The sequence below is a fragment of the Serratia microhaemolytica genome (assembly GCF_004011885.1).
Classification (GTDB): domain Bacteria; phylum Pseudomonadota; class Gammaproteobacteria; order Enterobacterales; family Enterobacteriaceae; genus Serratia_G; species Serratia_G microhaemolytica.
On the sequence record NZ_SBEF01000028.1, the window covers coordinates 1 to 20,165 of the forward strand.

Genomic DNA, 20,165 nt, shown 5'->3' on the forward strand with positions numbered 1-20,165 from the left:
GCGGAACTGGAGGAGCATATTCCTGTCGCATTAAGCGCATTCCATTGGCACCCTGTGCGTAGAACGAAGAAAATGGCGTTCATGGCGGCACGATTGTCGACACGTTTGCGATGCGTTCCCAACGGATGCTGGGTTTTATGCTCCGGGATCAGTGGCGCCATCTTTTCCCACAGTTCATCGCTAATCTGCCACTTGCTATTTGCCATAACTCACCCTCAGAAATGGTCATGATGTATTATACAGCAATTCCTATTGAGATAGGATCTTAGAATAGATCTTTACGCAGTGGGAATCGTTCATTCATAACACGCGAGCCTATATAAAACTTCTGCATTTTCTCACAATGTGTGATAATTTCCGGCTGTTTCGTCCGTTGTGCTACGGCGATGAGATTCCTGTAAATATCGCTGACCGGTGCCTCGAAACGCAACTGAATTTCTGACAGGCGAACCAAAATTTTCTCTGCATCATCTTTCTCCTTGAAACGCTCTGCCAAAGTATCTCCCCCTGTGGCAGGATAGTTGTCACTATCAAAAAATAACCACATTGGGGTGGAGTAGAGTAAGTAATGGCGAAGTATTCACCGGAGCATAAAGCAGCCGTACTGAAACGGTTATTGCCTCCCTATAACCAGACAGTGGCAGAAGTTGCCCGTGCAGAATCTATTTCCGAACAAACTTTGTATCATTGGCGTCATCAGGCAAAACTTAAGGGGCAACCAGTGCCAGGTAAAACGTCCAGTTCTGAAGCATGGTCAGCAGAAGCAAAATTGGCGGTGATCATCGAAACCGCATCACTTTCAAAGACTGAATTAAGTCAATATTGTCGTGCAAAAGGACTTTATCCTGAGCAGGTTAAACGCTGGAAGCAAGCCTGTTTACAGGGAGTTAATACCCGCCAGGAACAGCAACAACTTTTGCAAAAACAAAGTAAAGCAGAACGCCTCGAGAATAAGATACTGAAAAAAGCGCTACGCGAAAAAGAGAAGGCGCTTGCCGAGATGACCGCGTTGCTGATGCTGAGAAAAAAGCTCAAAGCCTTTTACGGGGAAGAGGACGAGGAGGATTAACCCCTACCGGTGAAAGGCAGAAAATTATCGAATGCATTCAGGTGGCTGTTAAAGGAGGATGCCGCCTTGAGAAGGCTTGTGACGAAGTGGAGATCAGTCTGCGAACCTACCGGCGTTGGTATCATTCAGGCGAAGTCAGGGCAGACAGGAGACCTGATGCTATCCGCCCGGCTCCGGCGAATAAGCTGACAGAGGAAGAGCGGCAGGCGGTCATTGCGACCTGTAACGCGCCTGCTTATGCGGAACTTCCTCCCTCACAGATTGTTCCTGGTTTGCTGGATAAGGGGATTTATATTGCTTCTGAATCAAGTTATTACCGCATTCTTAAAGCCTGTGGGCAGTTGCATCATCATGGCAGAAGTCGTGCACCGGCGCCGAGCCAACGTTCACGTTGTCATACCGCAACAGACGCGAACGACGTCTGGATGTGGGACATCACGTATTGTGCATCAGTGGTCAAGGGAGTGTTTTATTATCTGTATCTTATCGAAGACCTGTATAGCCGAAAAATCGTTGGATATGAAGTGCATGAAAAAGAGTGTGGGCATCTGGCCGCTTTGCTGGTGCAACGTACCTTACTGCGTGAGCAGTGCCTTTTTAAGCCATTAGTGCTGCACTCAGATAATGGTGCTGCGATGAAGTCACAGACACTCAAGGCCAAACTGGAAGAACTGAATGTGTTGCCTTCGTACAACAGGCCCGGTGTTAGCAATGATAATGCGTATGCGGAGTCGTTGTTTAGAACACTGAAATACCGTCCGCAGTGGCCTTGCAGCGGATTTAAAAGTTTAGCGGATGCCCGGAAGTGGGTAGATGATTTTACTCGATGGTATAACGATGAACACAAGCATAGCCGTATCCAGTTTGTAACACCGTCAGAACGACATGCAGGCCAGGATAAAATGATTTTAATGCACCGCCGTCAGGTACTGGAAGCCGCCAAACAAGCGAATCCCGCTCGCTGGAGCGGCGATGTCAGGAACTGTTCTCCCATTGAGGCCGTAACATTAAACCCAGGTGGGAAAACAGGAGACAAAAACGCAGCATAAAAAACAGGCAAACAGTGACAACTATCTTGAAAAACACCGAGTGGTAGCTGTCACTAAATAGCAAGACATTACTCTCGAGAGGCCATCTCTCAAGCTACTCCTCCACAACCACAGAAGATAAACATGGCTAACTGGGTATTCCAAGATCCAGTTGGTGTTTTGTTGATTAGGTGCTGTCGCCGAAAGTGTCAAGATGCTATCCTTATGCACAGCGGCAAACACGCCATAGTTCTCGCGCAACTCGTTGACAATATTTGGGTTTAACTTAACAAGGTTGGCTTTTGTTAAAATAAAAGGCAATACTTTTAATAGGTTGAATGGCTTTTTACAGACTTTATGTGAGTTGCCGTTCTGATGCCCGGCGGAAGCTGCCGTGACTATAAAAAAACCCACTCCATATGTTGGAATGGGTTTTTCTTTTTTGGCGAGTCATAAAGTTCACCATTTATGCCGATAGCTGATTAACTGATTAAACACAACCTCACAAAATATCATTCACAAATTCAGAGAGGACAGCAAGATGTCAGACTCCCCAGCATCTCAGGCCACACATGCCAAAAGTGGGCTTGATGCCTATTTTCAACTCTCAGCTCGCGGCAGCAACCTGCGGCAGGAGATCGTGGCTGGATTAACCACCTTTCTGGCCATGGTCTATTCGGTGATTGTGGTGCCCAGTATGTTGGGTAAAGCCGGTTTTCCGCCTGCGGCGGTATTTGTCGCTACTTGCCTGGTGACAGGCTTTGGCTCGTTGTTGATTGGGCTGTGGGCCAATCTGCCGATGGCGATTGGCTGTGCCATTTCATTAACGGCTTTCACCGCTTTTAGTCTGGTATTGGGGCAGCAGATTTCTATTCCTGTGGCGCTCGGTGCGGTGTTTTTGATGGGGGTGCTGTTTACCCTGATCTCTGTCACCGGTGTGCGCTCGTGGATCTTGCGCAATTTACCGATGGGGGTGGCACACGGAACCGGCATTGGTATTGGGCTGTTTCTGTTACTGATCGCGGCCAATGGTGTTGGTTTGGTGATCAAGAATCCATTAGATGGTCTGCCAGTGGCGCTGGGCGGCTTTACCACCTTTCCAGTGGTGATGACGCTGTTAGGGTTGTCGGTGATTTTTGGGCTAGAAAAACTGCGTGTGCCAGGCGGTATTCTGCTGGTGATTATTGCTATTTCAGTTATCGGCCTGATTTTTGATCCGGCGGTGAAGTACCAAGGGTTGTTTGCCATGCCAAGCCTGTCGGGTGCAGATGGCCAATCACTGATTTTCAGTTTGGATATCGTCGGTGCATTGCAACCGATGGTGTTACCGAGTGTGCTGGCGCTGGTCATGACCGCCGTCTTCGATGCTACCGGCACTATCCGAGCTGTTGCTGGTCAAGCTAACCTGCTCGATAAGCAGGGGCAGATTATTAATGGCGGTAGGGCACTGACCTCAGACTCAATCAGTAGCATCTTCTCCGGCTTGGTGGGTGCTTCACCGGCTGCGGTCTATATCGAATCGGCAGCAGGTACAGCGGCGGGTGGTAAAACCGGCTTGACTGCGGTAGTGGTCGGGTTGCTGTTTCTGGCACTGTTGTTCCTGTCACCGCTCTCCTATCTGGTGCCCGTTTATGCTACCGCTCCAGCACTGATGTATGTCGGGCTGTTAATGCTGAGCAATGTGACCAAACTCGATTTTGGCGATTTTGTTGATGCGATGGCTGGTCTGCTGTGCGCGGTGTTTATCGTGCTGACCTGTAACATCGTTACCGGTATTATGCTCGGCTTTAGTTCACTGGTGATTGGCCGCGTCTGCTCTGGTGAGTGGCGTCGTTTAAACCTCGGCACGGTGTTGATTGCTGTGGCGCTGATCATCTTCTACGCCGGTGGCTGGGCGATTTGAGGGAGTTCGAACGTGAGGGACTACCGCGTTGAACCCGCGTGGTAGCCTCTACGTTTTGTCTATCCCTGTGGCGCTAATCCAAATCCAGCTCTTTCAGTTTGCGCGTCAGGGTGTTTCTGCCCCAGCCAACTAACTGAGCGGCTTGCTGTTTATGTCCAGCGCTATGTTCCAGAGCGCAACGTAGTAAAATGCGCTCAATTTCTGGTTGCAGTTGTTGTTGCAGGTTTTGCTGGCCGGCACGTAGCGCACTGTGGATCCAGTCGCTCAATGCCTGTTGCCAACAGGTCGGTAAGTGGCGATCGGCGGTTTCGTTACTGCTACTGAGAAACAGATCACTCGGCAGATCCTGCACCAACACTTCTTGTCCTGCCGCCATCACCGTTAACCAGCGACAAGTATTTTCCAGTTGGCGAACATTGCCCGGCCAGGGTAATCGGCTCAACGCCGCTTCTGTCTCCGGTTGCAGGTTTTTCGCTTCTACCGCCAACTCCTGAGCCGCTTGTTGCAGAAAATGGCGCGCCAAGCGTGGGATATCTTCTCGCCGTTCACGCAGTGGTGGTAGATGCAGGCGGATCACGTTCAAACGATGGAACAGATCTTCACGAAATTTACCCTGCTGTACGCACAGTTCCAGGTTTTGATGGGTTGCGGCGATAATCCGCACATCAACTTTAACCGGTGCATGTCCGCCGACCCGATAGAATTGGCCATCGGCCAGTACGCGCAATAATCGAGTCTGTACATCGAGTGGCATATCACCAATCTCATCGAGAAACAGGGTGCCTCCGTTCGCCTGCTCAAAGCGCCCCTGCCGGATCTGGTTAGCACCGGTGAAGGCACCTTTTTCATGACCAAATAACTCCGATTCAATCAGATCTTTGGCGATAGCCGCCATATTGAGTGCAATAAACGGTGCGCTAGCACGTGGGCTATGGCGGTGCAGTGCTTGAGCAACCCGCTCTTTGCCCGTGCCGGATTCGCCATTAATCAGCACGCTGATCGAGGAGCGAGATAGGCGACCAATAATGCGGAACACATCCTGCATTGCGGGAGCTTCACCAATAATTTCGGTCACCGGTGCCGGAGTGAGCATCGGGCGTACCGGCTGTTGCTGCTCTTTAAAATGGCTGATCGCGCGCTCGACAAGCGCGACTGCTTCATCAATATCAAATGGTTTCGGTAGGTAATCAAACGCACCTTGCTGATAGGCGGCGACGGCAGCATCAAGATCAGAGTGAGCAGTCATGATGATCACCGGTAGCGTTGGCTGCTGCTGTTTTATCTCTTTCAGCAGGCTGAGGCCGTCAATCCCCGGCATACGAATATCAGATAACAACACGTCAGGCGTTTCGTTCGCCAGTGCCTGTAGCGCCAAGTTACCATTTTCGAAGCAGACACAACGCACCCCTGCACCACTTAACGCCCGTTCAAGCACCCAGCGGATCGCGCTGTCGTCATCGACAATCCAGGCTAATTTTCGTTGCATAAAGACCTCGGTGGGTAAATCGGCAGATAGATAGAGAATTCAGTATGCCCAGGCCAACTGTTTAGCTCAATTTTGCCACCATGCTGATCAATCAGATCACGCGCTATCGATAAACCCAGCCCACTGCCACCAACGCGGCCGCTGACCATCGGGTAGAACAGGGTATCCTGCAACGCCGCCGCAACGCCGGGGCCGTCATCTTCAATATCGATACGCGCTGCCAGCCGACAGCGTTTGCCTTGCAGGGTAACCTGAAATGCCGTGCGGGTGCGCAGTGTCAAGGTTCCGCCGTTATCTCCCAGCGCTTGCAATGCGTTACGGGTAATGTTGAGCAGCACCTGTTCGATCTGCTCCGGGTCGTGCAGCAGTTCCGGCAAACTGGGATCGTAATCGCGCAGCAGCGTGATGTTATCGGCTTTCTCCAACACCACCAGTTGACAGACGCGCTCGGCAACCTGATGGATATTCTCTGTCACCCGTCGGCCTGGCTGCTGCGGCCCCAACAGGCGATCAACTAAATTACGCAGCCGATCGGCCTGTTCAATAATCACTTGCGTATATTCGGTTAATACCGGATCAGGTAGTGCTTTGGCCAGCAGTTGGGCGGCACCACGTAAACCACCGAGTGGGTTTTTGATCTCGTGCGCCAGTCCGCGCACCAGATCACGTGCTGCGATCTGTTGTGCCTGCTGCAACTGCTCTTGACTGAGACGACGCTGACTATCGAGTGCCGATAGCTCAAGCAGGATCAAATCATCGGCGAGTTCTTGTGCGGTTAAATGGAGTAGCTGTGAGCGCCCATCGAACAGTAGCGTGACTTCGTTATCGGTAAAACCTTGCCGCGCCTGCAAACTTGCACGCATTAAGCTGATATTCAGTGAACTGTGAGCAAACAGCTCCGGCAGCGGGGTGCCAAACAGTTTGCGTGTGCTTTGTGCCAGTAGCTGCTGTGCTGCGGGATTGGCGTAACGCACTATCCACTGCTGATCAAGCAGTAGCACACTATTGAGAAGAGAATCGAGGATCTGCCCGGCATTGGTCAGCGTTGCAGTTGCCATATCACCCTCGCGGACACTATAACCACCGTTGATGCTATCACCGTTGAGCCGACCTTGGCGACTGATAGTTTGGCATCGGCACTCTGTTAGGCTGTCTGGTCTGTTAAGCGTAACCTAGAGATGTAAAAAAACCGGCCAAGACCGGTTTTTTTATCAGTCAAACCACAAAATGCTTATTGCATTGCGCTGATCTGTTTGATCAGATTTGACTTATGACGCGCTGCTTTATTTTTGTGGATAAGCCCTTTACTCGCTTGACGATCCACAATAGGTTGCATAACGTTAAATGCGTTTTGTGCTGCTTCTTTGTCGCCAGTTGCGATAGCGGCGTAAACCTTCTTGATGAAGGTACGCACCATTGAGCGACGGCTTGCGTTATGCTTACGACGCTTCTCAGACTGTACGGCGCGTTTCTTAGCTGATTTGATATTAGCCAAGGTCCAACTCCCAAATGTATTCTATTGAGGACAATTCAAAGGCCGAGCAATATGCCGTTTTAGCCTTCGTTTGTCAATGAATTTGTGCAAATAAGCGCCGTTTGTGATGCGGCGGCACCTGCTGTGTTTTGATGGTGCAGGATTCTAGCAGTTCTAACCAGAGGAATATAGTGCCTGATAGCAAAAATCACCAGCAGCACACCCGCAATCACAAAAAGCCGTGTTGCAAGGTTTGATTGCTGAAACCCGTTGCGGTGAACAGCACGGGTTGCAACTGCAATCGTTCAATTAACAAACAACCTTTGTCGTTGACAGTTCAAAAGAACACAATCGGCGGTTAACCTTAACCGCTGTACAAGGTATAATCGGCAAATTTCCACTGTTTTGAGCCAGCTATGCAGCTAATTCGCGGCATTCACAACATTCGAGCGCATCACCGTGGCTGCGTGCTGACCATCGGTAATTTTGATGGCATTCATCGCGGTCATATCGCGCTGTTGGCACAGCTAAAACAGGTCGCTGAGCGACTTGCTCTGCCAACGGTAGTGATGATCTTTGAACCACAACCACAGGAGCTGTTTCTGGCGGCAAAAGCGCCTGCCCGGTTAACGCGGCTGCGTGATAAGTTGAAATATCTGGCGCAGGCTGGGGTTGATCGCGTGTTGTGTGTCAGGTTTGATCGCCGCTTTGCCGCTTATAGTGCTCACCAGTTTATCGATGAATTGCTGGTGAAGCAGCTTGGTGTACAGTTTTTAATGGTGGGTGACGATTTTCGCTTCTCGGCCAATCGCCAGGGTGACTTTTCACTACTGCGACATGCTGGTGAGCAACACGGTTTTGAGGTTGTGCGCACACCCAGTTTTTGCGTGGGTCAACAGCGGGTTAGCAGCACCGCCATCCGCAGTGCGCTACGTGATGATAACCTATCGCTGGCTCAAACCCTGCTCGGTCGTGCATACAGTATCTCTGGCCGAGTGGTACACGGTGACGCTTTAGGGCGTACTTTAGGTTTTCCCACCGCCAATCTACCACTGAAACGCCTGGTAGTGCCGGTAAAAGGGGTGTATACGGTTGATGTCTACGGTCTGGCAGCAAAACCGTTACCCGGTGTGGCAAATATCGGCACCCGCCCTACCGTAAGTGGGCAAATGCGCCACCAGCTAGAAGTCCATCTGCTGGATGCCAATATTGAGCTGTACGGACGCCACCTTGAGGTGGTGCTGCGCGCGAAATTGCGTGATGAACAACGTTTCGCTTCACTCGAAGCACTGAAGCAACAAATTGCTAATGATGTGGTGGCTGCACGCGCTTATTTCGGGCTACAGACACCGGCTTAATTTTACCAAACGGAAGCGAGAATCTTCTAATGAGTGACTACAAGAATACCCTGAACTTACCAGAGACCGGGTTCCCGATGCGTGGTGATCTTGCCAAGCGTGAACCTGGTATGCTTGAGCGTTGGTATGCACAGGATCTGTATGGGATGATTCGTGCGGCCAAAAAAGGCAAGAAATCGTTCATCCTGCATGATGGCCCCCCTTACGCCAATGGCAACATTCACATCGGTCACTCGGTCAATAAAATCCTCAAAGACATTATTGTCAAAGCAAAGGGAATGGCCGGTTTTGACTCCCCTTACGTACCCGGCTGGGATTGCCACGGCTTGCCGATTGAGCTGAAAGTAGAACAACTGCATGGCAAACCAGGAGAAAAACTGACTGCAGCCGAGTTTCGTCAGAAGTGTCGCGAATATGCCGCAGAGCAGATTGCCGGTCAGAAAAAAGATTTTATCCGTCTCGGTGTACTGGGTGACTGGGATCGCCCCTATCTGACAATGGACTTCAATACCGAAGCCAATATCATCCGCGCATTGGGCAAGATCATTGCGAATGGTCACTTGCACAAAGGTGCGAAACCGGTGCACTGGTGTACCGATTGCGGCTCCTCGCTCGCGGAAGCAGAGGTGGAGTATTACGACAAAACGTCACCCTCGATCGATGTGATGTTCCAGGCAAGCGATGCGCCAGCAGTGGCCGCGCTGTTTGGTGCTAGCCAGTTTAGCGGTGCGGTCTCGTTAGTGATCTGGACCACGACCCCTTGGACACTGCCAGCCAACCGAGCAATTGCACTCAATGCTGAATTTAACTACCAACTGGTGCAGGTCGATCAGCAGTGTCTGATCCTCGCTGCCGATCTGGTCAGCAGCGTGATGAAGCGTGCCGAAATTGACGCCTGGCAAGTGCTCGGTAGCTGTTCTGGTCAAGCGCTTGAACATATGCGTTTCCGGCATCCATTTATGGGCTTTGATGTGCCGGTGGTACTGGGCGATCACGTGACACTGGATGCCGGTACTGGTGCCGTCCATACCGCACCGGGCCATGGCCCGGACGACTTTGTCATCGGGCAAAAATATCAACTTGAGGTTGCCAATCCAGTCGGTGGCAATGGCTGTTACCTGCCAGGCACCTACCCGCTGCTTGACGGCAAGTTTGTGTTTAAGTGCAACGATATCATTGTCGATCTGTTGCGTGACAAAGGTGCATTACTGCACGTTGAACGCCTGCTACACAGTTACCCATGCTGCTGGCGCCATAAGACACCGATCATTTTCCGTGCGACACCACAGTGGTTTATCAGCATGGATCAGCAGGGGCTGCGTAGTCAGTCGCTGGCAGAGATCGAACAAGTGCAATGGATACCCGATTGGGGACAGGCACGCATAGAAGCGATGGTAGCTAACCGGCCGGACTGGTGTATTTCACGTCAGCGCACCTGGGGTGTACCGATGTCGCTGTTTATCCACAAAGAGAGTGGTGAACTGCATCCGCGCACTGCCGAATTGATCGAGCAGGTTGCACGGCGTGTTGAGCAGCACGGCATTCAAGCCTGGTGGGATCTTGATGCCGCAGAACTGCTGGGCGAGCAGGCAGCAGAATACGAAAAAGTATTTGATACGCTTGACGTTTGGTTCGATTCAGGCTCCACACACGCCTCAGTGGTTGATGTACGCGAAGAGTTTAACGGTCAGCGTGCTGATATGTATCTCGAAGGCTCTGACCAGCATCGTGGCTGGTTTATGTCATCGTTGATGATCTCAACCGCGATGAAAGGCAAAGCGCCTTATAAGCAGGTGCTCACTCACGGTTTTACCGTTGATGGCCAAGGCCGCAAGATGTCGAAGTCGATCGGCAATACAGTTAGCCCACAACAGGTGATGGATAAACTGGGTGCAGATATTTTACGCCTGTGGGTGGCCTCGACTGACTACAGCGGTGAAATCGCCGTCTCAGACGAGATCCTCAAACGTGCAGCCGATGCTTATCGCCGTATTCGTAACACCGCACGTTTCCTGCTGGCCAACCTGAACGGTTTTGAACCAGCAACCGACAGTGTTGCTGCTGCAGAGATGGTGGTACTGGATCGCTGGGCAGTTGGGCGCGCATTAGCAGCACAACAGGAGATCGAACAGGCTTATGCTAACTACGATTTCCACCAAGTGGTGCAACGCATGATGCACTTCTGCTCGGTTGAGATGGGTTCTTTCTATCTCGATATCATCAAAGATCGCCAATACACGGCCAAGAGTGACAGCTTGGCGCGCCGCAGTTGTCAAACGGCGCTGTTCCATATTGCACAGGCACTGGTACGCTGGATGGCACCGATCATGTCGTTTACTGCGGATGAAATCTGGAACTTCCTGCCTGGTAAACAGGCAGCTTACGTGTTCACTGAAGAGTGGTATACCGGCCTGTTTGGCCTCGCCGACGGTGAAAGCATGGATGATGCTTTCTGGGAACAACTGCTGAAAGTACGTGGCGAAGTGAACAAAGTGCTGGAGCAGGCACGTGCAGAGAAGCGGATTGGTGGCTCGCTGGAAGCCGCAGTGACGCTCTATGCTGATCCGGCACTGGCAGCACAGCTTAACAGCCTGCAAGATGAGTTGCGCTTTGTGCTACTGACTTCAGCAGCAACAGTGGCGCCGCTTGCTGATGCCCCTGCCGAAGCGCAAGCCAGTGAATTGGCCGGCCTGAAAATTGCGTTTCACGCTGCTGAGGGTGAAAAGTGCCCACGTTGCTGGCACTACGCCACCGATATTGGTCAAGTGGCAGAACATGGTGATATCTGTGGGCGCTGTGTGACTAATGTCGCCGGTAGTGGCGAGCAGCGTCATTATGCTTAACGCGTAGTCACTGGCATAATCACTGCCGATACGGTGTAAAACGGTATCGGCAGTGATTATAGACCTCCGTCGGCCAGGTGGCTATGCGCTTGGTCACTCCAGCGCTATCACCTGGCGGCAATTTGACTCATTGAGAATATACCACCCCTGCATATGAGAATAATGACCTGATGAGTAATGCAATACGTTCCACCGGCCTGCGCTGGTTATGGTTAGCCTTACTGGCACTGGTGCTCGATTTTGCCAGCAAACAGTGGATCTTACACCACTTCGAACTGGGGCAAAGTCAGCCACTGTTTCCATTTTTCAATCTCTATTACGCGCGTAACTATGGCGCAGCATTCAGCTTTCTTGCCGGGCACAGTGGCTGGCAGCGCTGGTTTTTTGCCAGCATCGCGGTGATCATTGTGTTGATACTGCTGGTAATGATGTACCGCAGTTGTGCCAAAGAACGATTGACCAACATCGCCTATGCACTGATTATTGGTGGTGCCGTCGGTAACTTGATTGACCGGCTCTGGCACGGTTTTGTCATCGATTTTATCGATTTCTATATTGGCCGCTGGCACTACCCAACCTTCAATTTAGCCGATACTTTTATCTGTATCGGCGCACTGTTGGTACTGCTAGATAGCCTGCTTCCGGGCAAAAAAAAACCTTCTACTGAAAAAGATCGACGCTGATATGACAACTCAGGTTAATGCTAATCGTGCGCTGCTCGCGCACTTCACACTGAAACTGGCCGATGGCTCAACCGCAGAATCGAGCCTGATCAGTGGTAAACCGGCGCTATTCCGTTTCGGTGATGGTAGCCTCTCGGCCGAACTGGAGCAGCAACTGATCGGCTTAGCGGTCGGTGATAAAGTGCAGTTTACCTTGCCAGCACAGGCGGCGTTTGGTCTACAGAATCCGGATCTGATCCAGTTCTTTTCACATCAGGATTTTCATAGCACCGGCGTGCCGGAAGTGGGCACCATCATGCTATTTAATGCCATCGATGGCAGTGAGTTGCCTGGTTTGGTACGCGAAGTGACTGCACAGTCGATCACGGTCGATTTCAACCATCCGCTGGCTGGTCAGGCGGTGAGTTTCGATATCGAAGTCCTGGAAATTGACCCGCAACAGGAGCCGAGTGATGCAAATACTGTTAGCTAACCCACGCGGTTTTTGTGCTGGTGTCGATCGTGCTATCAGCATTGTCGAACGGGCATTGGAAATTTATGGTGCGCCGATCTTTGTGCGCCATGAAGTGGTACACAACCGCTACGTGGTAGAGGGGTTGCGTGCGCGTGGTGCCGTGTTTATTGAACAGATTGACGAAGTGCCCGACGGCGCGATTCTGATCTTCTCCGCCCACGGTGTGTCACAAGCCATACGGGCAGAAGCGAAAGCGCGCTCACTGACCATGCTGTTTGATGCCACCTGTCCACTGGTGACTAAAGTGCATATGGAGGTCGCGCGTGCCAGCCACAAAGGCATCGAGGCAATCCTGATTGGTCATGCCGGTCACCCAGAAGTCGAAGGCACGATGGGGCAGTACAACAACCCACAAGGTGGGATGTATCTGGTTGAGTCACCGGAAGATGTGTGGCAACTGCAAGTAAAAGATGAAACCAACCTCTGCTTTATGACACAAACCACCCTATCGGTTGACGATACCTCAGCGGTGATTGATGCCCTTCGCCAGCGTTTCCCCAACATTATCGGGCCACGCAAAGATGACATCTGCTACGCCACCACCAACCGTCAAGAAGCAGTACGCAGTCTGGCAGCCAGTGCCGATGTGGTGCTGGTGGTTGGCTCGAAAAATTCTTCCAACTCCAACCGGTTGGCTGAATTGGCACAACGTGTTGGCAAACCCGCGTATCTGATCGACACCGCCGCCGACATTCAGTCCGAGTGGCTACAGGGCGCCAATTGCGTCGGTGTGACAGCCGGAGCGTCCGCGCCAGATGTGTTGGTGCAGGAGGTGGTCGATCGGCTGAAAACACTGGGTGGCGATGAAATTCACGAGATTGCTGGTCGTGAAGAGAACATTGTGTTTGAAGTCCCCAAAGAGCTACGGATCAATATCCAGCAGGTTGATTCATCCACTTGAGACAACTAACCAGATAAGGATGTGAAATATGAGTGAGCAACCAATTCGTATCGCGATTGCCGGCGCTGCTGGTCGTATGGGGAAACATTTAATCCAAGCGATACAACAAACTCCCAGAGTGGTATTGGGAGCGGCACTTGAACGCCCCGCATCGACCCTGCTTGGTAGCGATGCAGGCGAATTAGCCGGTGTTGGCCTGCTTGGTGTGCCTGTCACCGATCAACTGGAGCAGGTGGTTGACCAATTCGATATTTTGATCGACTTTACCCGCCCTGAAGCGACATTGGCTCATCTGGCCTGTTGCGTCACACACCATAAAGGCATGGTGATTGGCACCACCGGTTTTGATGATGCTGGTAAAGCAGCAATCCAAAAAGCAGCAACCGAGATTGGCATCGTCTTTGCCGCCAATTTCAGTGTCGGCGTCAATGTGGTACTGAAGTTGCTGGAAAAGGCGGCAAAAGTGATGGGTGACTACAGCGACATTGAAATTGTCGAAGCGCACCACCGCCACAAAGTGGATGCACCTTCGGGCACTGCACTGGCGATGGGCGAAGCGATCGCCGAAGCTCTGGGGCGACCGCTAAAAGAGTGTGCGGTTTACCAGCGGGTAGGACACACCGGCGAACGTGATCCGGGGACAATCGGCTTTGCCACTATTCGGGCCGGCGATATTGTGGGTGAGCACACTGCGATGTTTGCTGATATTGGTGAACGCATTGAGATCACTCATAAAGCCTCTAGCCGCATGACCTTTGCCAACGGTGCAGTCAAAGCGGCCTATTGGGTATCTCAGCAGCCAAAAGGACTGTTTGATATGCGCGATGTGCTCGGTTTGCATCAACTTTAATTTCCGTGCTGCAGTTCACTTTGCACCTCACCGACGGTAACAAGAGCAGCCACCAAGCTGCTCTTTGATTTTATGCGCCAAGTCTCAGTTGTCAGCAGCGCTGATATTGTGATCAACATTGCAGGCTCATCGTGACCTGGCATCCTTGGCTATCTTGTCGATTTTGTAGTGTCAAATACCCTCCATGCTGCTCTGCAATCTGACGACATAGTATCAGCCCAATGCCGTTTCCTGTCGGTTTTGCCGTGTAGAACGGCACGAATAAATTTTCTGGATTGGTTAATCCCACCCCGCTGTCTTTGACAGCAATCACCAGTCGACCACATTCGGTATACCAATCAATCAAGATAGGTTCGGCATTATCGCTCATCGCCTCATCAGCATTTTTCACAATATTAATCAGCAGTTGGTAAATCTGCCCGCGATCAACACGTGCGGTAACCGAGTCAAAACCGTTTAATTCAAATCTGCGCTGCATGAACAGCAGTGGTAACTCTTTAATCAACCCAGCGATGTCTGTCTCGGTTTTCACCGGCGGTGCCAGCTTGTTCAGTTGTTGGTAGCTGTTGATAAAATCAATCAGCTCTTTTGCCCGCCGGTGAATCAACGCAATACCCTCGGCAAATCCAGCCGGTGCCTGTTCAGGATGGCTACCATAATAGCACTGCAACATCTGGCTGATAGACGAGATAGGACTAAGCGAGTTGTTAATTTCATGGCTAATGACGCGCAGCAGGTTTTGCCATACTTTTTTCTGCTCATCACGCAATAGCTGATCGACATCATTGATGAACAACAGAACATGACTCTCGCCATCGACAAGATAGTGGTCACTATTAACTTTATAACGGCCTGGGCGACCATGATGGCTGAACTCCACCGGATGATTGGAATTTGCACTGCTGAGCAGTTGCTCAAGTTGCCAGCGTCCAGCATCTTCACCAATCAGTGATTCTGCTGGGCAATCCAACATCTGTGCCGCCGCGTGGTTACACCAGATCACTCGGTGTTGGCTGTTCAGTGCAAAAATTGAAATGGTAATATTTGACAACACCTTATGCAGTAAAAAATCCATTTCGCGCTGCTGCTGACGATGACGAGACAACTGCGACACCATTGCATTTACCTGACTGATAACCCGTGTAAATATTCCATTTTCTTTGGTACTTCCGCGCAGACTGAAATCCTGCTGTTCGACCGCTTCAAGCAGATTGCAGATAACATTCACTCTGCTATTCAGTTGCTGAAAAAAATGATAACTGCAATAAAGCGTGGCTACACACAACATCAGTAGCGTTAATAGCTTCAAATACAGAGATTGCGCTGGGAACGCCCATAACAGCAGGTAAGCCAGTATGCCTGCGATCGGCGACAGTGTGCACAACATCAGTTGCCGGATTTCAAACCGGCTAACAAGTTTACTCATGGCGAATTTTTAGCTTATCCAGTCTACGATAAAAAGCACTGCGGCTTAACCCAAGCGATCCCGCTGCCTTTACCGCATTGCCTTGATATTGTTGCAGCCGTTTTAACAACAACGATCTCTCGATTGCAGCCAACGTCAACATCTCGGTATTTTGCTGCTCGTCGGGCTTTGCAACGCACGCAGTTTGATGCAACGCATCGCGTGGCAGACATAAATCTTCCAGTGCGATGCAATCAGTACCGCATAACAACACCGCCCTCTCAATCAGGTGACTCATCTCACGAATGTTGCCCGGCCAGTGGTAGCCATGAAGTCCGTTGATCGCCGATACTGATAGGCTGGCGATCGGTTTGTGGTATTTTCGCGCGTAACGTGCCAGAAAACGGTTGGCAAGGATCACTAAATCCTCCTGCCGCTCGCGTAACGGTGGTAAATGCAACTGGATGACGTTCAGGCGATACAGCAGATCTTGTCGAAAAGCGCCATTCGACACCGCCGCGTCCAAATCAGCATTGGTCGCAGCAATGATCCGGCAATTCGTTTTTTGCGTCCGTGACGATCCCACGCGCTCAAATTGACGCTCTTCGAGCACACGCAATAACTTCACTTGTTGGGATAAAGGAAGATTGGCAATTTCATCAAGGAACAGTGTCCCCTTATCGGCCAATTCAAAACGGCCAATGCGGTTTTCACGCGCATCAGTAAATGCGCCCTTAACATGGCCGAACATCTCGCTCTCAAACAGATGCTCATTAATACATCCCATGTTTACTTCAACCAGGCTGTTTTCCCTGCGTGAGGACAACTGATGAATGTAACGCGCCAGTAAGCTCTTGCCGGTGCCGTTTTCTCCCAGAATAAGAATGCTGGTGTCAGTTTCGGCGACAGCCTGAACCAGCGCCAGAAGTTGCTTCATTGACGGCGAACGCACCACCCACTCACTGCCAACATCATCGTGCTGCGCCAGCCTGAGCAGTTTATTTTCTTCGCGCAAACAATTTCCGCGCCTTCGCGCGCGGCTGAGTTCAATCTGTTGTTGAACGATGCTGAGCAGGCGTTCATTATCCCAAGGTTTTTGAATAAAATCTGCCGCACCCGCCCGCATCGCGTTGACGATAATATCGACACTGCCCCAACCGGTCATGGCAACAGCCGGTAAACAGTCGTCAAATTTTTTCAGTTCAGTCAGTAACTGTAATCCCTCTTTGCCGGATGTGGTGTCTTGCTGGAAGTTCATATCCATCAACACCAGATCATACGATTGGCGCGCCAAATGCGGCATCAATTGGTTGGCTTGGGTTTCGACGGTGACCTCATATCCCGCCATTCGCAGCAATAGTTCAAGGCTAGTTAAAATTCCGGCATCATCATCAATGACCAGAATCCGTTTTTTCTCATCCATAAACAGATCCATTTTCTGCAACCATGCCTTAGCGGCATGGTCGATATTTATTGGTACCTGATGGCATCAGCCGGTGACATGCGCATCACACGACGAGATGGCAGCCAGATAGCAACGGCGACGACCAGAGAGATTGTTAATGCAACCCACGAAAATAACAACATAAATTCTGTCGTTCCATCACCAAGAATATCGCTAAGTTTGGGCGCTACCAGCAGCGCCAGCGGTAATCCTAAGATCAGACCAGCAAGTAACTGCTTTCCTCCCTGTCGCATCAGCATACGCAGTAACATCTTTTCCGTTGCCCCCACCGCCATACGGACCCCCATTTCCTGTATCCGCAGGTTGATAACGTTGCGCATTACAGCGTAAATTCCCGTCGCGGCAAGGATCATGGCAACCAGACCAAACAGCATGAAAAGGCTGGCGATAAACTGCAATCCCGCCGTGTTACGCGCCAACTTCTGATCGAGCGTTTGCAGTTGGCTGACGGAAAGGTGGCTGTCGATCCGCCGTACCGCGCTGACCAATGCAGGTGCTAACAAAGCGGGTTCACTGGATTGTAGCAACACATTCACTGTGGCTGCGGTTTGTTGCTGAAGTGAACGGTAAATGGTCGCGCGGTGGCGAAATACACTAAAAGGTCGGCCATGGATCACATTCGGCACAACGCCGATTACACTATACCAACGCTGTTCATCTGCATTACGAACACGCAGACGCTTGCCGATGACATTTTTTTCTCCAGGCCAATACTGCTCAGCAAATGACTGGCTGACGACGACTACAGCTTGTGACTGACGATCATCACTAAAGGCAAATTCTCGACCTTGCAGCGCGGTTATCCCCATTGCCGATAAACTGCCTGGCATTACCAGCACATCATTAACCAACGGATAAGACCACTTCTCACGCTTACTGTTGGCCACATGGTCAACATCGACCTGAACCGGAAAGGTAAATTGCCCGACAGTGCTGGTCGTCATCGCAGCGCGTTGTGCTCCTGGAATCGCGTTCAGTGCGGTTTGTAATTGCTGATAGAACAGAATACGGTGCTGCTGATCCGGATACTGCACGGCATTCAGATGAATTTGCCCAACTAAATAATTTTGGCTGCTCACACCGTAGTCTGCACGTGTCGCCTGATAAACAAGCACACCTAGCAGTACGCTAGTGCACAAAATGGAACAGGATAACCCCACTTCAAATATTACTAACAGCCGAGATAGACGTCCGGCACGGCGACTTCTCGCGCCACGAGTTCCATCGCGCAATACCTGATTAAAATTACCATGAGTGATACGCCATGCTGGTAGCGCGCTCGTCACCGCTGCGGTAAGCAGCACTAACAGCAGTGCCAACATAATTGTCGATGGCGCGAGACTCAGTTGCCACCAGAACGGGATGTTGTTAGGTACCAATCCTGGCAGAACGCGGTTAGTGATTTCCAGCCCCCAACCGGCGAGCAAAATTGCGACCATACCCGAGCACAGACAAACCAGCAGGCTTTCCCACATCATCTGCATCACCAGCCTGGATGAAGGCGCCCCCAAGGCAACACGAATAGCTATCTCTTTTGCACGCTCCGTAGTACGCACAAGCAACAGATTCCCCACATTGCAACAGGCCAGTAGCAGAACAAATGCTACCGCGAGCAGCATAATGAAAAAAATGGGCAGCGCTTCCTCACCAATAAAATTTTCCTGAAAAGTTAATACCTGAGCAGATAATCCCCTGTTGGTGGCAGGATAATCAACCGCAAGCGTCTTCATCACCATATTGAGATCGTCATTTGCTTGCTGGATGGAAATACCCGGTTTCAGGCGGGCATACACCGAAACTTCTGGGGCATCTGTTCGCGTCAGAAATTGTGCCGGGTTAAGTTGTGAAGGTAACCAAAGATCATGGAAAAAAGGAAAGGCAAAATCTTTCGGCATCACACCGATAATACGGGTCGAGACACCATTAATCACCATACTGAGATTCAGTACCGATGCGCTGCCTGCAAAATAGTGTTGCCACATTTTGTAGCTGATGATAGTTACCGGTTCAGCACCTAATTCTGTATCACGCTGATTGAATATTCTGCCAGTGAGCGGCGCTACCCCGGTATAGGCAAACAGCTCACTGGTCGCGCGGATCGCTACCGATGAAACGGCGTTGTTACCATCGCTGATATCAACTCGTTCGCCAAAAAAATAGCCAACATTATCAAGTGTCGTATTGCGCGCTTTAATCACCTCGTAATCGAGATAATTAATACCGGAGTCACTCAAGCTCACTCTATTGACTACCGTATTGAGCAACACCATATTTTTACTATCCGCATATGGTAAAGCTGCAAACATAATAGTATTGATCACTGACACCATATAGAGCGTCAGAGCAAGCCCTGATGACATAATCAACACCGTGATTAATGAAAAGCCTGGTGTCTTCAGTAACAACCTTAACGCATAACGGATATCAAACCACATCTGAGGTTTCCTTAATCAGGTTAAATTCCGCTGCCAACCGGCCATCACCGACGATCTGACCATCTGAAATCACAATGCTGCGCTGAGCACGCTCGGCACAACGCGGATCATGCGTCACCATGCAAATAGTGGCACCATCACGATGTAAGTTATCGAGAATATCCATTACCGCTTTGGCATTTTGTGAATCGAGATTCCCGGTAGGTTCATCTGCCAGTAAAATTGATGGTGTCCCGACAATAGCGCGTGCCACAGCAACGCGTTGTTGCTGGCCACCAGAAAGCTGAGAAGGATAATGGCGCGCACGGTGCAACATATTCACCTTGTTCAGTGCATCATTAACTCGGCGGATCTTTTCCGCTCTGCTGATCTGATTACGATACGTCAACGGCAGGGCGACATTCTCCTCAATTGTCAGATCACTGATCAGGTTAAATGACTGGAAAATAAATCCGATGTCGCGATTACGCACTTCGGCTCGCTGCTGTCTAGAAAGGTTTTCAACATTATGTCCTGCAAGTGTATAACTGCCTGATGACACTACCTCTAACAGTCCCAAGATAGCGAGAAGTGTTGACTTTCCACATCCAGATGGGCCAGAAATGGCAACATACTCTCCTTTCGATATAGTAAAACTGACCTTGCTTAAAGCGTGGGTTTCAATTTCGTCCGTCAAAAAAATCTTGCTAATATTTGTCAGTGCAACCAAAGGTGCCATTATTTTTCTCTCCATTCACGACTATTGATCGAT

General features: G+C 50.7%; 17 protein-coding genes. 8 read left to right on the forward strand and 9 right to left on the reverse strand.

Annotated elements, in window-relative coordinates:
* Positions 1 to 206, reverse strand: a 206-nt coding sequence (locus tag EOJ37_RS10090; protein WP_155522494.1) for a transposase, incomplete at its 3' end; no start/stop codon positions are given.
* A gap of 59 nt (positions 207 to 265) precedes the next feature.
* The gene (locus tag EOJ37_RS10095; RefSeq protein WP_127959801.1) at positions 266 to 496 is read right to left on the reverse strand and encodes a hypothetical protein; all 231 of its coding nucleotides are present in this window, start codon (positions 494 to 496) and stop codon (positions 266 to 268) included.
* A gap of 72 nt (positions 497 to 568) precedes the next feature.
* On the opposite strand from EOJ37_RS10095, the gene EOJ37_RS10100 reads away from it, so the two are divergent.
* Together EOJ37_RS10100 and EOJ37_RS10110 are read left to right on the forward strand one after the other, a co-directional pair.
* Positions 569 to 2,118 (forward strand): IS3 family transposase gene (locus EOJ37_RS10100; RefSeq protein WP_476707483.1). Its coding sequence is split into 2 segments (ribosomal slippage): positions 569 to 1,031 and positions 1,031 to 2,118, totalling 1,551 coding nucleotides; the frame shifts between segments, so codons are not numbered across the junction.
* A gap of 520 nt (positions 2,119 to 2,638) precedes the next feature.
* A complete protein-coding gene (locus EOJ37_RS10110; RefSeq protein WP_127959803.1) occupies positions 2,639 to 4,000 on the forward strand; it encodes an NCS2 family permease in 1,362 nt (453 codons plus the stop codon).
* Between the two features lie 73 nt (positions 4,001 to 4,073).
* Here EOJ37_RS10110 and glnG read toward each other — a convergent pair whose 3' ends face one another.
* The 3 genes from glnG to rpsT form a co-directional block, all read right to left on the reverse strand.
* Positions 4,074 to 5,486: a nitrogen regulation protein NR(I) gene (glnG, locus tag EOJ37_RS10115; RefSeq protein ID WP_127959804.1), complete on the reverse strand. Its 1,413-nt coding sequence runs from the start codon at positions 5,484 to 5,486 to the stop codon at positions 4,074 to 4,076.
* Positions 5,471 to 6,544 carry a nitrogen regulation protein NR(II) gene (glnL, locus tag EOJ37_RS10120; protein ID WP_127959805.1) on the reverse strand — a complete coding sequence of 358 codons (1,074 nt, stop codon included), beginning with the start codon at positions 6,542 to 6,544 and terminating at the stop codon, positions 5,471 to 5,473. Before glnL ends, glnG begins: the two co-directional genes overlap by 16 nt.
* Positions 6,545 to 6,717: 173 nt before the next feature.
* A complete protein-coding gene (gene rpsT, locus EOJ37_RS10125; protein WP_127959806.1) occupies positions 6,718 to 6,981 on the reverse strand; it encodes a 30S ribosomal protein S20 in 264 nt (87 codons plus the stop codon).
* Between the two features lie 395 nt (positions 6,982 to 7,376).
* Between rpsT and ribF the strand changes: the two genes are divergently transcribed.
* The 6 genes from ribF to dapB all read left to right on the forward strand — a co-directional run bounded on the left by ribF (position 7,377) and on the right by dapB (position 14,109).
* Positions 7,377 to 8,318, forward strand: a complete 942-nt coding sequence (gene ribF, locus EOJ37_RS10135) for a bifunctional riboflavin kinase/FAD synthetase (RefSeq protein WP_127959807.1) — start codon at positions 7,377 to 7,379, stop codon at positions 8,316 to 8,318.
* 29 nt (positions 8,319 to 8,347) lie between these two features.
* Complete coding sequence (gene ileS / locus EOJ37_RS10140; RefSeq protein WP_127959808.1) at positions 8,348 to 11,161, forward strand: isoleucine--tRNA ligase; 2,814 nt, start codon at positions 8,348 to 8,350, stop codon at positions 11,159 to 11,161.
* A gap of 170 nt (positions 11,162 to 11,331) precedes the next feature.
* Positions 11,332 to 11,844, forward strand: coding sequence for a signal peptidase II (gene lspA / locus EOJ37_RS10145; RefSeq protein ID WP_127959809.1), 513 nt, complete (start codon positions 11,332 to 11,334; stop codon positions 11,842 to 11,844).
* A gap of 1 nt (position 11,845) precedes the next feature.
* A complete protein-coding gene (gene fkpB, locus EOJ37_RS10150) occupies positions 11,846 to 12,316 on the forward strand; it encodes an FKBP-type peptidyl-prolyl cis-trans isomerase (protein WP_127959810.1) in 471 nt (156 codons plus the stop codon).
* Positions 12,297 to 13,259, forward strand: coding sequence for a 4-hydroxy-3-methylbut-2-enyl diphosphate reductase (gene ispH, locus EOJ37_RS10155; protein WP_127959811.1), 963 nt, complete (start codon positions 12,297 to 12,299; stop codon positions 13,257 to 13,259). Before fkpB ends, ispH begins: the two co-directional genes overlap by 20 nt.
* Before the next feature lie 28 nt (positions 13,260 to 13,287).
* Positions 13,288 to 14,109 (forward strand): 4-hydroxy-tetrahydrodipicolinate reductase, encoded by an 822-nt coding sequence (gene dapB / locus EOJ37_RS10160; RefSeq protein ID WP_127959812.1) that lies wholly within the window; start codon positions 13,288 to 13,290, stop codon positions 14,107 to 14,109.
* A 112-nt stretch (positions 14,110 to 14,221) separates the two neighbouring features.
* Here dapB and EOJ37_RS10165 read toward each other — a convergent pair whose 3' ends face one another.
* The 4 genes from EOJ37_RS10165 to EOJ37_RS10180 are packed head-to-tail and all read right to left on the reverse strand — an operon-like array spanning position 14,222 to position 20,132.
* Complete coding sequence (locus EOJ37_RS10165) at positions 14,222 to 15,535, reverse strand: sensor histidine kinase (protein WP_127959813.1); 1,314 nt, start codon at positions 15,533 to 15,535, stop codon at positions 14,222 to 14,224.
* On the reverse strand, positions 15,528 to 16,937 hold the full coding sequence (locus EOJ37_RS10170; RefSeq protein ID WP_127959814.1) for a sigma-54-dependent transcriptional regulator: 1,410 nt from the start codon (positions 16,935 to 16,937) through the stop codon (positions 15,528 to 15,530). The genes EOJ37_RS10165 and EOJ37_RS10170 overlap by 8 nt, the downstream gene beginning before the upstream one ends.
* A gap of 47 nt (positions 16,938 to 16,984) precedes the next feature.
* Positions 16,985 to 19,414, reverse strand: coding sequence for an ADOP family duplicated permease (locus EOJ37_RS10175; protein WP_127959815.1), 2,430 nt, complete (start codon positions 19,412 to 19,414; stop codon positions 16,985 to 16,987).
* A complete protein-coding gene (locus EOJ37_RS10180; protein WP_127959816.1) occupies positions 19,404 to 20,132 on the reverse strand; it encodes an ABC transporter ATP-binding protein in 729 nt (242 codons plus the stop codon). Before EOJ37_RS10180 ends, EOJ37_RS10175 begins: the two co-directional genes overlap by 11 nt.
* Positions 20,133 to 20,165 lie beyond the last annotated feature (33 nt).

Excerpts from the sequence above, each read along its gene's own strand:
- EOJ37_RS10110 (WP_127959803.1), top strand. The coding sequence starts at position 2,639 with ATGTCAGACTCCCCAGCATCTCAGGCCACACATGCCAAAAGTGGGCTT.
- glnG (WP_127959804.1), bottom strand. The coding sequence starts at position 5,486 with ATGCAACGAAAATTAGCCTGGATTGTCGATGACGACAGCGCGATCCGC.
- glnL (WP_127959805.1), bottom strand. The coding sequence starts at position 6,544 with ATGGCAACTGCAACGCTGACCAATGCCGGGCAGATCCTCGATTCTCTT.
- ribF (WP_127959807.1), top strand. The coding sequence starts at position 7,377 with ATGCAGCTAATTCGCGGCATTCACAACATTCGAGCGCATCACCGTGGC.
- ileS (WP_127959808.1), top strand. The coding sequence starts at position 8,348 with ATGAGTGACTACAAGAATACCCTGAACTTACCAGAGACCGGGTTCCCG.
- lspA (WP_127959809.1), top strand. The coding sequence starts at position 11,332 with ATGAGTAATGCAATACGTTCCACCGGCCTGCGCTGGTTATGGTTAGCC.
- fkpB (WP_127959810.1), top strand. The coding sequence starts at position 11,846 with ATGACAACTCAGGTTAATGCTAATCGTGCGCTGCTCGCGCACTTCACA.
- ispH (WP_127959811.1), top strand. The coding sequence starts at position 12,297 with ATGCAAATACTGTTAGCTAACCCACGCGGTTTTTGTGCTGGTGTCGAT.
- dapB (WP_127959812.1), top strand. The coding sequence starts at position 13,288 with ATGAGTGAGCAACCAATTCGTATCGCGATTGCCGGCGCTGCTGGTCGT.
- EOJ37_RS10165 (WP_127959813.1), bottom strand. The coding sequence starts at position 15,535 with ATGAGTAAACTTGTTAGCCGGTTTGAAATCCGGCAACTGATGTTGTGC.
- EOJ37_RS10170 (WP_127959814.1), bottom strand. The coding sequence starts at position 16,937 with ATGGATGAGAAAAAACGGATTCTGGTCATTGATGATGATGCCGGAATT.
- EOJ37_RS10175 (WP_127959815.1), bottom strand. The coding sequence starts at position 19,414 with ATGTGGTTTGATATCCGTTATGCGTTAAGGTTGTTACTGAAGACACCA.
- EOJ37_RS10180 (WP_127959816.1), bottom strand. The coding sequence starts at position 20,132 with ATGGCACCTTTGGTTGCACTGACAAATATTAGCAAGATTTTTTTGACG.